A 13164-nucleotide genomic window follows, 5' to 3' on the forward strand; every position below is an offset into this window, starting at 1 on the left:
ATATGCCTATTAAATCATTTAAGACAACATCAACTCAAGCAAACAGTCGACGAGATCCTTCTCGAGTTCAAGTGCTTGCAACTGGTGCATCATATTGACCGGATCAAGCTTTTGTGACAATAGACGGTACAAACGGTCCTTCAGGTCATAGCTGATTTCCGCTTGGTCGAGAAACGCATACAACCGGTCCATCTTGTTCTCGTTTGTCGACATCTCGACTTGAAGCGACAACGTGATCGTCTCCGTCACTTCACCGAGTTCGACACGAAGTGACTGCGTCGCATGATCATAGACGCCGGTGACACTTTCCCCGTCGCGCTGGACGTAACCTTCGCGGACCCCGCGTAAAATCAATGTGATTGACCGATTTTCCGGTAGCAAGTCACGATGTCCAGTCGGTGCAGCGATCGTCAGTTCACGCGCTTCCCAGTCGAGCGCGAATGTCGTCTCAACATTGACGCCATCGCGGTGTGCGACCCCTGTGCTGTCGTCTTCAAACAACGTAAACCGGTTCGAGGCTCCTGGGAAGACGACAACTTCGAGATCGTCCGGATTATGCAATGCATTCGAATGCTCGAGATGACGACCGAGTGGGACGATCGCACCGGCTTTCGCAAGTACGCCTTGGTCTTCGAGATAGCGGAACAGACGGATCTGTTTGCCACCTCGATAACGGTGCCCATTGAAGAAATCGAACCATTCTCCTTCTGGCAACCATGCAGTCGCAGCCGTCATGTGCAGTTTCCGATGCATCGGCGTGACCATCGGCGCGACGATCAATTCCGTTCCGAAGTAAAACTGATTCGGGACATTGTATGCTTGATCGTCTTCTGGATGCTCATAATACATTGGTGAGAGGAGGGGCAAGCCGTCAAAGTGATTGCGGGCATTCATCGTGTAGATGTACGGCACGAGCTGATGCCGGAGTCGTAAATATTTCTTCATGACGTTCGCCGCATCGGTCGAATAGCGCCATGGTTCCTTCCCATTGAAGATGCTCATCGTACTATGCAGACGCATAATCGGACTGAAGACACCGTACTGGAGCCAACGTGTCGATAACTCGTCATCTTTTTCCCCGCGCTGGTGCCCCCCGATATCATGACTCCACCAGCCGTAACCGATGTTCGACGCCGTCGCCGTGAAATACGGCTGGAATTGGAGTGATGCCCACGAGATGATCGTATCACCCGAGAAACCGACCGGATAACGGTGACTTCCGGGTCCCGCGTAACGTGAGAAGATCAACGGTCGATTACCATCACGTGCGATATCGAGTGCGTGGTAATGATTGAGCATCCAGAGCGGATCAAGCCCTTTCATCTTCGAGTTCGCACCCTGTTGCCAGTCGATCCACCAGAAGTCGACGCCATCCGCCTCATGCGGATGATGCAACTTCGTGAAGTAGTTCTCGATAAACGTCCGGTCCGAAAAATCAAACGGAATCCGGACATCCGATTCGGGATCAACACCCATCGCGACCGCCATCGCCTCGTATGCTTCCTCAAACCCACGCACACCGTCCGCCGGATGCAAGTTGAGCGTGACCATCCGATCGTCGTCCTTCAACCATTGCAAGAATCCGCGTGGATCCGGGAACAAATCACGGTTCCACGTATAACCCGTCCAACCGCTTCCGTATCGTTCCGGAATATCGGTAACGTGCCAGTCCATATCAATGACGCTGACCGAGAACGGAATATCTTCCGTCTTGAAGCGTGTCATCAAGTCCTTATATTCTTTCTCACTATATCGCCAGTAGCGACTCCACCAGTTGCCAAGTACCTGACGCGGTAACATCGGTGTCGGTCCTGTCAGGTGGTAGAAGTCACGCAGTGCCTGTTTGTAGTCGTGACCGTATCCGAAATAATAGATGTCATGCGTACCAGAGCGACGCGGTTCGACGAAGTGGTCTTCCGTCAGTACGAAGGCGTTCGAATCGTCGATCGCCGCGTATCCTTGCCGTGAGACAATTCCTTCCTCGAGAGGAATGACACCGTCCGCGTGGTCAAGCGTCCGTGCCGTTCCTTTTAACGTCCGGAGTGGTCCGCCGAACGTATAACGGCTGTAATAGGTACTGAAGTTCCCTAAGACATCGATATAAAGTGTGTTCGCAGCGAACGGTCCCTTTGTATAATGCAGATGGACGTGCTCGGTGATGATTTGCAATTCTTCCTCGTTTTCGACGATGCGGTAAGCAGGTACCGGGAAATCACGATTGAAGACCGTTTGGGTCGGTCGATCCTCGAATTGTCCATCCGCCGCGTATTCGAGTCGGATCATCCGACTCGTCAAGACCGTGAAACGGTAGACATCTCCTTGGATGATAGCGTCTGGTCGTGCTTGTGGTTTCATGTCGCGCGTGTAGAAATGGGATTCATCAATTGTTCGCATACGGGTTCGGGACTTCCGTCCCTTTCACTTCCTTCCAGGCTAAGTAGTGTGCAACCGATTACACATCTAGTGTATAAGAGTTCATGTTCCCACTTCAAGGAAGAATCAACCTAAAAATGTCCCGCACCTGAAAATAGATGCGGGACGTTACGTCATAATAAGGGTGAAATCAAGCGCGAAAGTGACTCGAAAATACGGAAGCGGAGCGGGCGTTTGACGTAATCATTCGATGATAACTGAATCGAGACGTCGAAATCAGCAATGAAGTCACGCTCGAGCTGTTCGGCACTTTCCGTATCGTACAGGAACGCCATTAGTTCATAGTTGAGGACAAAACTGCGAATGTCCATGTTTGCCGTTCCGACAGCACCAATCTTGCCGTCGACGAGAAACAGTTTGGCATGGATGAAGTGACGGTTGTACGTGTAAATCTTGACCCCATCTTTCAGGAGTGGTCCAAAGTAGGAACGGGTGCCGTAGTAAGACGTAAAACTATCGCCTTTCCCCGGTGTCAGGATGCGGACGTCAAGCCCGGCACGTGCAGCAAGTCGAAGTAGCGTCATCGTCTCATTGTCCGGAATCAAATACGGTGTCGCAATCCAGATCGAGCGTTGCGCCGAGATGATGGCCGCAATCAAGGCATTGCGAATCGCGGGATCCTTTGAGGTCGGTCCGCTCGTGACAATTTGAATCGCTCCGTCGGATGCAACATCATGTTTCGGGAAGTACTGGTGGATTGTCTCTTCCCCCGCAAACGTCTCCCATGTGTCGTCCGATTCGATTTGGGCATAAATCCAGTCGTCGAGGAACGTCGCTTGTAATTCCTTAACGGCACGTCCTTCGAGCCGTAAATGCGTATCGCGCCAAAACCCGAACTTCTTACTCTTGCTGTCGTACTCATCACCAACGTTCAGTCCACCGGTGAAGCCAACCTTCCCATCAACGACGACGATTTTCCGGTGATTGCGGAAGTTCGCCGTGAAGATGAATAAGGGACTCGAGATTGGATCATAGGCTGCGATATGTGCCCCAGCGTCGCGTAACGGACGTAGGAAATTCTCACCAAGCATATAGCTTCCAAGTCCGTCATACATGAACCGCACTTCGACTCCCGCTTCGAGTCGCTCGATCAATGCTTCCCGGATTGCCTTGCCTGTCTCATCGTTGCGATAGATGTAGTACTGGATGTGGACGTGATGTTTCGCTTGACGAATTGCGTCAAGAATCGCCGGGAACGTCTCTTCCCCGTTCGTCAGAATCTCACTTGCTGTATGAACGTCCACCCCGCCACCACCGAAGTTGCGAATCGTGTTCGCAAGCTTCAAGTGATTCGGTGGCAATTCACTGACGGCAAGCGACCGGACTGGACGAATCGCTTGTTTCAGCAATTTTCGTTCGTCATGCGAACGACGATTCCGGCGGCGACGCCGTGGATTCCGACCGAACATCAACCAGATGATGACACCGAGAATCGGTAAGAAAATCAGGACGAGAAACCAAGCGATCGTTGATTCCGCTGTCCGGTTCTCGATGAAGATGATCATGATGACGGCGAGCGGCACAACCGTCGCTGAAATCGTTAAGACATAAAATAAATAGCCGAGTTGATATAGTCCCCAAATAATTCCGCCGGCGACTAAAAATACAAGCGCGAATTGTAAAATCCGGTTGCGCACAGACCTTCCTCCTTCAATTAACATACCTTCACTAGTATTCTTTTCCCATTCACTATGAAAATATAACAAAAAAGAGAAACCGCAGATACGGTTTCTCTAAAGATTGACCTTTTATAAAAAGTTTTCTTCGTACATCTCACGACCGGGTATCGAATCGTTCAGAGATGCCCAGTCTGTTTCGTCTTCCTGGACGAGACTCGCATCAAACAACGCTTCGAGCTTCTCTTGTTCTAGTCCGATCCCAATCAAGACCAGTTCCGTCCGTCGATCCTCGTCTGATGCAAAGCGACCGGCGTATTCCATGTTCGACGCATATCCTGCCTGATGGAACAACAGTGCCATCTCAGGACGTGTCGCGAGGAACAAGAATCCTTTCGCCCGGACAACTTCTTGCGGCCAATCTTCGATCAAGGCAAGCAAACGCTCAGGATGGAATGGAATATCGCGCCTGTAAACGAATGAACTGATTCCGTATTCTTCCGTTTCCGGAATATGTGCTTCGGCATTCAACTCGCGGATCCAACCGGCACTTGCTGCTGCTTGTTCGAAGTCAAATAGATCAACGTCTAATATCTCTGTCGGATCGACTTGACCATACGTCGTCTCAATCAGACGAGCCACTGGATTCAATGCCTTTAGATAGCCGATGACGGTATGGCGTTCTTCCGGTGTCAGGCGATCGACTTTATTTAAGACGATGATGTCCGCAAACTCAACTTGGTCGACGAGTAGATCGACGACTTCGCGCACGTCTGTCTCATCGACTGCCTGTCTGCGCTCGATCAACGACTCACCGGATTCGAAGTCCTTCAGGAAACGGTACCCATCGATGACCGTGACCATCGCATTGATTTTCGTGACGTGTGATAAGTCAATCGCACTGTCCGGATCTTCGTATGTGAAGGTTTGTGCGACCGGAATCGGTTCCGAGATCCCGCTCGATTCGATGACGATCGCGTCAATATCTCCTTGGTCAACGAGGCGTTTGACTTCAAGCAATAGATCATCACGTAATGTGCAACAAATGCAGCCGTTCGAGAGCGTGACGAACGACTCTTCCGTCCGCGAGAATCCGCATTGCTCAATCAATGTCGCGTCGATGTTGACCTCACTCATGTCGTTGACGATGATCGCGAGGCGGCGCCCTTCGCGATTATGTAGCAAATGGTTCAATAGTGTCGTTTTACCGGATCCTAAGTAACCGGATAAAACGGTGATCGATATCGGTTTCATCATCATTCATCCCCTAAAACGTAATCATTACGTTTTATAGAGTAACCGACTTTTCATCTGCCGTCAATCGGAATGATTCCGATTTATTCCGATCTATAAAAAAGGATGCAATTCAGAAGAATGAGAAAAGAATCGTTTTGTAAGCTCGGAATCGCTTCCTAGGGAAATATAAGCAGGAGCGACCCTGCAACGAAGTGTACCGGCGCGATGCTTGTTCCAGGAAAACGATTCGAGCGAAACGAAAAAGCGTAACCTTACTACTGACTTTGAATCGGTAAATCCCATGTCGAGCCAATCAAATCCGTGATCCGCTCCGCTGCCTCGTGAGAAAATCCGGCGATCGTGTAATGGTTCGTATCTGCAATCACATGATACATCCCGTTCGGTAAACTGTCGGCGAATGCAGCATGAGCCGCATTGATTTGTTCGGTCAATGCCGGGTTCAACCAACTTTCCGGCATGCCCCCCGCCCAGTTCGAAGCAGACAGAATGAGGACTGGCTGCGTCACGCCTTCGATCAACGAAAGAATCATCTGATTGTTTTCCTCTACCGATTGCCATTCATCGAGCGTTCCCCGCCAATGCCCAGGTGCCGCAAAATGCTGCCACATCGGCAATTGATCAGCCTCCGGTAAGACACTAAACATCTTTTTTCCCAGACGGTCAGGAATCATCCAAGCAATCGGTCGGATGTGACTAAGAAAATAGAGGAATCGATTCCACTCTTCTTGCGTTCGTTCGTACCAGTTCGGCAATGCCGCATCGACATCCGGGTGCGACGGATCAAGCAAGACGATGCCGCGTGTCTCGTCTGCAAACAATCGTCCACTCGCGAGCGAAATATAGGCTCCGAGCGAGTGACCGATGAAGACATACGGTCCTTCGACACGAAGCATCCGTAAAACATCTGTCAACTCATCCGCCTGATGCGTAAAGAGGCGTTTATTTTTGCCACGACTCGACCGCCCATACCCGAGACGCGAATATTCAAAGACCCGTCCCCGTTTTAATAATTCAGTTCGGAGCCAACCCCACTGATGCCGATTCGACATCATCCCGTGATCGAGGACGAATGTGACGTCCCCACTTCCCGTCAACCGGGTATCAAATCGACCGGCTGACGTTTCGACGATATATTCCATACGCTATCCCTACTTCCATTCATTCAAATAACGAGATCTCTAGTGCGTACCCAAGGATGTTCAAGTAATCAAATAACTGGGATCGATGATGATAGAGATGCACGGCTGCTTCGATCGCCCAGCCGTTCATCGAATCGGTAACTCCCCAGTACGTCGGACGCGTCGAAAATCCGGCCGTGACTTTTTCTTGATAGACCCGAAACGCTTGATCGATTCGCTCTGATAACTGATTGCACATGATCGGTTCCGCATAAAATGCCTGCATCGCTTCTGCCGTTGCTCCTTCTGCGAGCATCAAATCGGCTTCAAGCAATACAGCGAGATGGGCGGCGACTTCACCGACGGTCCGCTTCCCGGGGATCGGTTGCGTGTTCCAGTCCTTTGCTTCAATCTTCTCAAACAAGACTTTCGACGTCTTTACACCAACACTGACATGGCGAATGAGGGCACGTTCCCAGTCAGTCATGCGCGTTCCCCCAAGCAATTGCGCGATGTTCAAGTTCCTTGACGAACGCATCCTTGCCGGCGATATAGGCTTCGATATCAAGCGGATATGTTGCCGCTAACTGTTCCTTTAATGCCCCGTAAGCGGCGGCTTCTTCTGGATGTTTGCGTAAGTAATCCCGGAAGACGAGATGGCGCTTGATATCAGGATCTCCCGTCGCATAGAGATGGATGTGATGCGTCCGTTCGTCGCCGCCTTTTCGGTAATACCGGCGTCCCGGCATGCCGAATTCCCCCTTCGCTTCGTAACCGAGTGCTTCCATCGGTTCATCAAACTGCTCGATTCCCTCGAGCGCATCGACGACAGGCAGGATATCGATGATCGGTTTTGCCGCGAGTCCCGGAACTGATGTGCTTCCCATATGATGGATTTGCTTAAGACGTACTCCGAACACCTCCCGTAATCGGTCCGCTTCTCGCTCGTATTCACTCGCCCATTCTGATTGATAAGGTAACACAATGACTTGTCGCATGATCGTCTCCCCCTCTCATCTTAGTATGCCAGTTTTTGGGGTAAAACAAAACGACCATCCGCTTTAGAGGTCGTTTTGTTACACATGATGTTAGAGAGTGGTTAGTCCTTTAGATAGTCAAACAGTTTCGCAGGTCCACCGAGTCGGAGATCAGCGATGATATGCTGAGCATCGACGATCTTTAGAACAGGGAAGTCAGCGAGCGGTGCCATGACATGTTCAAACAATTGAAGCCGAGCCGGTCCACGGTAGGCTTCTTTAATCTCAAGATCCGTGATTTGACTCCGTGTCAGTTCAGAGATGATCAACTCGCCTTGATAACCGCGATGTTGTTTGAGCATGAACTGCGGCGCACCGACAATTGACTGTGCCTCTTCGACTGCCATCGGAACGTATTTGTAACCCATCGTTGCTTGTGCAATGCGGAGCGAATGATAGTCAAGAGTACCAACGAGTACATCATTATCGAGATAAAGCCGAGGTGAGCCATACTTCTTCGGAAAAGCAGCCACTTCACGACCAGAGGCGATCGCCGGCTGATTGTTGACATACATCGATAGGTAGAACTCACCGATTTCCCCTTGATACCGAACCGGAATGACTTGCCCGCACTCAAGATAACTCCCAAGACCGGTGCTATCTGGCATATTGATGATCTCGAACTTGATCTGATTGCTCAGCACCTCAAGCGGTTCCGGAACGACTGCTTGTAACGCTTCGATGTCCGTCTCATAGATGATGTTCAAGTATTCCCGATTCCGAAAGAAGATATCGACTGCCGGAAAGACCGGCGCATTGATCGGCGTCGCAACGACATTTTTTACATCTTCCTGTCTCATCTGAATCCCTCCTTTATGCATTCAATAATGTGTCAAAGCGGGCGACACTTGTTTCAAAATCAGGAACTGTCTTCGCTGCTTGCGCTTCTTCGACGATTTCTTGAATGAGTGAGTTGAACGGTGTTGCGATATCGTACGTCTTGCCGTACATCGTGACGATCCCATTGATGAAACGAATTTCGGTCGGTTGTCCTTTTTGTAAATCCTGCAACATACTCGCTTCTAAGTCGCGCGATCCGTGCATCAACTGTGGTACAGTGATCAATTTTTCATCGATATCGTCTAATGTCGCGTAGGTTGCCGGCTCAAACGTACTCATCATTGCGAATGTGATGCCGTGGGCGTGACCGACCTCAACGACTTCCTGCATCGTATGGATTGCTGCCCGTAACAAGACAGGATGATCGAGAACGTCGCCGTACGTACCGTTACACGCAGCGGATAAACCACTGAACGTACTATTGATGACGAGTTTTGACCATTTCGTTCCCGGTAGATTATCAGAGATTTCTGTCCCACCGATGTGATCAAGGGTTTCCTTCAGTTGGACAATCCGGTCCGTCTTCTTCCCGTCCAGTTCACCGATTTGCATCGCATACGTCTTGAAATGTTCGTAATCTGATGTCAGGCGTGACTTGCCTGGTCCGACGTATGTCGCTCCGAACTCGACGGATCCCGCAATGATACGTTCGCTTGGAATCTGTTGTTGAATGAACTCTTCCGGTACACCGTTTTGCAAGGAGACGAGAATGCCGTCTTCCTTCAAGATCGTCCGCACTTTCGCGAGGACCGGTTCATTGTAGACCTGCTTCGTCAGCAATAATATGATATCGTACGTCTCTGTGATGTCATCCGGATGAATTGCATGAACAGCTTGCGTTAAATCCGGACCAATGACGTGCGCCCCTGTTGTGTTCAGTGCCTCGATATGTGCGCGGTTCGTATCAATCAAATCGACATCCGCATACTGTTGACTTAGATAAGTTCCCATGATGGTTCCAAGGGATCCTGCTCCGTAAATTCCGATTTTCATTTCTATCACCTCTGGTATATACGGTATACTAGTTTCATCATAAACAGAAATATATATAATTATATATTTTGATAACCTATAGGTTATGTCAGGAGGATATCATGGAACTCTTACATTTAAATTATTTTCGTCACGTCGCAGAAGAATTGAATGTGACGCGTGCTGCCGAACGATTATTCATCAGTCAACCTGCCCTCAGTGCGACGATCAAGAAACTCGAGCGTGAATTGAACACGACATTATTTCATCGAAAAGGTAGAACAATCAGTTTGACTGACAATGGTCGACTGTTACTTCAGTCTGTCGAAAAAATCGAACACGAGTTGACACGTGTTCAGGAACGAATGGTACGAAACGATGCATCAACGGAAACACCACTTAGTCTTGCCAGTTCACATGGTCGCTTCATCCAATTGATTCTACGGGAGTTTCTTCTTCCACAAACTGCTCCCTTGTTCAACTCGGACATCCTCTCGAACCGTGAAATCCTGAGCGGTCTCCTTCATCAAGAATTCCATTTCTCAATCAGCTTCATGGAACTCAAACATCCGCTCATTACGAGTGAACCGATCGTGGAAGAGGAGATCGTCATCACCTACCCTGCTTCCTATTCAGAGAAAGAAGCAATTAAGACGCTCTATGCGGATGCAACGGAGACTGCCTTTTTGTTTCCGTCCCACAATAAGGACTACAACCGCTTCATCCAATTGAAGATGGCGGAACTGAACATCTATGCCGATACCACGCACTACATCGATGATGTTTCACTTCAGCTCGCCTTACGCCAGCAACGGTATTTCAGCTTCGTTCCTGTTTCCGTTTGTCGGGAGATGGGACTTCCCTTCATTACGGACGATGTATTTACAGTAAAGTCACGACTCTACATGTCGCATGCGACGGATCAATTGACGGTCGAACAAGCAATCATGTACGAACGCATTAAACTGTTTCTGTTCTCGCAACGCACGTATCTAATCAAATAAAAACGGATGCCTGCATATGCAGACATCCGTGTGAGATATTACTTCGTGATGAAGTAGCGTGACTGATCGAGATGATCTTTCGCTGTATAGATGTTGAGTTTGTACGAGCCGTTCGTCAATGCCTGACGCATCTTCAAGACATAGTTCCCGTGCTGATCCGCCACGTCTTGAGCGATCAATTGATAACCAGACTCTGTTTTTTGGTAGAGGCGGACGATTTGTCGTTTTTCGACTTTACCAGTCAACGTCTTTTTGCCTGACCATTTTTTAACCGGGTATGTGTTCTTGATTGTAAACGACGCTTTTTTCGTGATTTTGTTCGAGATGTCTGTCGACTTGACTGTGTATGTTCCTGTCGTTAGACCGTTCTTGACCGCGATTTTGAAGCCGCTTGCCGTCGTTTTCGCTTTCGCAATCTTCGTTGATCCTTTGTAGAGCGTGACGTCAAGACCTTCCGTTCCTTTACCGCGGAGGACCGTTGAACCGTAAACTGCTGACTTTTTATCGATCGCTGGTGTCGCAACGACACCTGTGCCGACCGTGACGTTCGTTTCTGTCTTCATGAAGCTGAGTTCAGAGACAATCGTCAACTGATCACGCAATTTGAGCGGACGTGTCACGACTTCGTATTGACCCGCTTCGTTTGCAGTTGCTGTACCAAGGACTTTATCACCGAGTTTGACCGTGACTGTTGCGCCCGGAACGGCTTGACCTGTGACGACTTTCGCACCTGGTTTAACTGCTTTTGCCGAGACCGTGAAGTCTTTCATCGGCACGTTCATGTTGAATTTAAGGAACGTACCTGTCTCGCCCGGACGTGTTACACCTGTATTCGTGATACCTTCATACCGCTTGACGTACGGTGCAGCTGCAGCCGCTGAATCAAAGCTGACCGTCATCGGTTTGCTTGCAACGAGTGACCAGTTGTCGTCCGCTTTATAGTCGACCGGTTGTTTCGCTTTGATGAAGTCCGAGATGACATTACGTGTTTCGTAAGCCGATTTGTAGACGATATTTTGACCTTTCCCAAGACCCGGGAACGTCGCACTGCCTGCGCGATAGTTGTTCGTCGCGACGAGGAATTCTTGGTCGTCTGTGATCGCTTTGCCTTGATACTTGATGTTTTGGACGCGGTTTTCACCTTTAAATTCCTTCGATAAGTCACCATTAAAGTCGAATTTCGCCGGTTTCGTGATATCGATTTCATATGTCAAGCCATCGAGAATATCGAAGTTGTAGCTCCGGAAATCTTTGTTCAACAACTCTGTCTGCTCACCACCAACTTGGTTGAATTGACCGGCAGACATCTCGAGCCAGTCTTTAACGTCAGCACCTGTTACTTTGACGACTTCGAGTGTATTCGGATAAACGTAGAGATCGGCAACGTTCTTGAGCGCGATCGGTCCTTTTTTGATCAATGTGTAATCGGACGCGTTGACTTGGTTACGACCACCTGTCTTAAATGGTGCACCTGCTGATAACAACGGGAGATCTTTATATTTCGCAAGATCGGCATTTTCTTTGAGTTGTTTCTCGACATACCATTTTTGAGCGTTCGTCACGAACTGAACTGAATCATCGTCTTGCGCGAGAGCGAAGAAGCTCTGGATATCATCATTGATCGTCCCGACTTCTTGACGAATGTAAGCGAGCGTTCCTTCATGCGCTTTTTCGATCAACTTGACAGCACCGGCATCTGCTGTCGTGTCTTTCGTCACGTCCGCTAGTTTAGCGCCTGACGTATCAACGACCCATTTCCCGTCGACTTGCTTCAACTGAAGATCGATGACTCCGACGTTTTTCCCTTGTGTGTTCGCCATGACGACCGGCTTGCCATTGATCAGACCGTTCGTTGCGTCAACATTTGGTAATCCGTTAAATGCAGATTTCGCATCTGGGAACTTCCCGTGCTGATGACCTGTCATCAAAACATCGATGTCTGCGACTTTCGTCAACGCGTAACCGACATTCTCATCGCCATCTTTTTGATCCACAGTATCCCCAATACCTGTATGTGCGAGCGCAACGACGACGTCTGCGCCTGCATCTTTTAATTTCTTCGCTGTTGCTTTAGCAGTTGGGACGATATCCTCTGCTGTGACTTTCCCCGTCAGGTTCCCCGCATCCCATGCCATGATTTGTGGCGTGACGACTCCGAACACACCAACCTTGATTGTTTTCATGTCACCATTCTGGTCTTTGACCTGACGTTCGATGATTTGATAGTCTTTTCCATCTTTATTGTAGTCCGCGACGATTGGCTTTTTCGTGACCGCATCCAATACGTTCGAGTTGACGAACTTGATTGAACCGCTCGAAGCACTCATCGCTGACTTAAGGAAATCAAGACCGAAGTTGAATTCATGGTTTCCAAGCGTGACTGCATCATAACCAAGGTATTCCATCAATTCGTACATCGGATGTTTGCCTTTGTTTCCTTTGTCGTACTGATTTTTCACGTAATCCCCAAACGGCGTTCCTTGAAGAGTATCCCCGTTATCAAACAAGAAGCTATTCGTTACGCCCACTTCCGTTTGTTGCTGTTTGATGACTGTAGCGGCTTTGACAAGACCGATCGTCTCGTCCTGTGCATCCTTGAAATAATCGTAGTTCATTGAGTTCGTATGTAAATCCGTTGTTTCTAAGAAGCGTAACTTGACGACACTGTTGTCGGCAGCAAGTGTCTTGACTTGAACGACTGGTACGAGCATCGGTGCGATCAATGTCGATGCGATGACAAGTTTCGTAGCTTTTTTCATATGGATTTCCCCCCAGGAAGTTTTAACTGCTTCATTAATTTAGCATGGTTCGATTATAGCTAATAGTCCTTTCAAATAGGTCGGACATCCGTCTTATTTAACCTACTTAATCAATTCCAAATACTGGC

At 49.0% G+C, this 13164-nt stretch carries 10 protein-coding genes; 1 reads left to right on the forward strand and 9 read right to left on the reverse strand.

Going from position 1 to position 13164, the window contains the following annotated elements; genetic code table 11:
* Nucleotides 1–18 precede the first annotated feature (18 nt).
* The 8 genes from BW42_RS05975 to BW42_RS06010 all read right to left on the reverse strand — a co-directional run bounded on the left by BW42_RS05975 (nt 19) and on the right by BW42_RS06010 (nt 9294).
* Nucleotides 19–2394 carry a glycoside hydrolase family 31 protein gene (locus BW42_RS05975; protein WP_035408475.1) on the reverse strand — a complete coding sequence of 792 codons (2376 nt, stop codon included), beginning with the start codon at nt 2392–2394 and terminating at the stop codon, nt 19–21.
* Nucleotides 2395–2546: 152 nt separating this feature from the next.
* Entirely contained in the window at nt 2547–4070 is a 1524-nt protein-coding gene (locus BW42_RS05980) for a cardiolipin synthase (RefSeq protein WP_035408477.1), read from the reverse strand.
* 111 nt (nt 4071–4181) lie between these two features.
* A complete protein-coding gene (locus BW42_RS05985) occupies nt 4182–5303 on the reverse strand; it encodes a GTP-binding protein (protein ID WP_035409665.1) in 1122 nt (373 codons plus the stop codon).
* A 257-nt stretch (nt 5304–5560) separates the two neighbouring features.
* Complete coding sequence (locus tag BW42_RS05990) at nt 5561–6445, reverse strand: alpha/beta fold hydrolase (protein ID WP_035408479.1); 885 nt, start codon at nt 6443–6445, stop codon at nt 5561–5563.
* 19 nt (nt 6446–6464) lie between these two features.
* Nucleotides 6465–6911: a DinB family protein gene (locus BW42_RS05995; RefSeq protein ID WP_035408481.1), complete on the reverse strand. Its 447-nt coding sequence runs from the start codon at nt 6909–6911 to the stop codon at nt 6465–6467.
* On the reverse strand, nt 6904–7422 hold the full coding sequence (locus tag BW42_RS06000) for a GrpB family protein (protein ID WP_035408483.1): 519 nt from the start codon (nt 7420–7422) through the stop codon (nt 6904–6906). Before BW42_RS06000 ends, BW42_RS05995 begins: the two co-directional genes overlap by 8 nt.
* A 101-nt stretch (nt 7423–7523) precedes the next feature.
* On the reverse strand, nt 7524–8261 hold the full coding sequence (locus BW42_RS06005; protein WP_035408485.1) for an acetoacetate decarboxylase: 738 nt from the start codon (nt 8259–8261) through the stop codon (nt 7524–7526).
* A 13-nt stretch (nt 8262–8274) separates the two neighbouring features.
* Complete coding sequence (locus BW42_RS06010; protein ID WP_035408487.1) at nt 8275–9294, reverse strand: ketopantoate reductase family protein; 1020 nt, start codon at nt 9292–9294, stop codon at nt 8275–8277.
* Between the two features lie 101 nt (nt 9295–9395).
* On the opposite strand from BW42_RS06010, the gene BW42_RS06015 reads away from it, so the two are divergent.
* Nucleotides 9396–10277 (forward strand): LysR family transcriptional regulator, encoded by an 882-nt coding sequence (locus BW42_RS06015; protein WP_052019049.1) that lies wholly within the window; start codon nt 9396–9398, stop codon nt 10275–10277.
* Nucleotides 10278–10315: 38 nt separating this feature from the next.
* On the opposite strand, the gene BW42_RS06020 is transcribed toward BW42_RS06015, so the two are convergent.
* Complete coding sequence (locus BW42_RS06020; protein ID WP_035408489.1) at nt 10316–13036, reverse strand: bifunctional 2',3'-cyclic-nucleotide 2'-phosphodiesterase/3'-nucleotidase; 2721 nt, start codon at nt 13034–13036, stop codon at nt 10316–10318.
* Between the last annotated feature and the right edge of the window lie 128 nt (nt 13037–13164).

The sequence above is a fragment of the Exiguobacterium sp. RIT341 genome (assembly GCF_000632205.1).
Lineage (GTDB): Bacteria > Bacillota > Bacilli > Exiguobacteriales > Exiguobacteriaceae > Exiguobacterium_A.

What these genes read in the sequence shown, in the direction of transcription:
- BW42_RS06020 (WP_035408489.1), bottom strand. Translation starts at nt 13,036, where the DNA reads ATGAAAAAAGCTACGAAACTTGTCATCGCATCGACATTGATCGCACCG.
- BW42_RS06010 (WP_035408487.1), bottom strand. Translation starts at nt 9,294, where the DNA reads ATGAAAATCGGAATTTACGGAGCAGGATCCCTTGGAACCATCATGGGA.
- BW42_RS05985 (WP_035409665.1), bottom strand. Translation starts at nt 5,303, where the DNA reads ATGAAACCGATATCGATCACCGTTTTATCCGGTTACTTAGGATCCGGT.
- BW42_RS05995 (WP_035408481.1), bottom strand. Translation starts at nt 6,911, where the DNA reads ATGACTGACTGGGAACGTGCCCTCATTCGCCATGTCAGTGTTGGTGTA.
- BW42_RS06000 (WP_035408483.1), bottom strand. Translation starts at nt 7,422, where the DNA reads ATGCGACAAGTCATTGTGTTACCTTATCAATCAGAATGGGCGAGTGAA.
- BW42_RS05990 (WP_035408479.1), bottom strand. Translation starts at nt 6,445, where the DNA reads ATGGAATATATCGTCGAAACGTCAGCCGGTCGATTTGATACCCGGTTG.
- BW42_RS06005 (WP_035408485.1), bottom strand. Translation starts at nt 8,261, where the DNA reads ATGAGACAGGAAGATGTAAAAAATGTCGTTGCGACGCCGATCAATGCG.
- BW42_RS06015 (WP_052019049.1), top strand. Translation starts at nt 9,396, where the DNA reads ATGGAACTCTTACATTTAAATTATTTTCGTCACGTCGCAGAAGAATTG.
- BW42_RS05975 (WP_035408475.1), bottom strand. Translation starts at nt 2,394, where the DNA reads ATGCGAACAATTGATGAATCCCATTTCTACACGCGCGACATGAAACCA.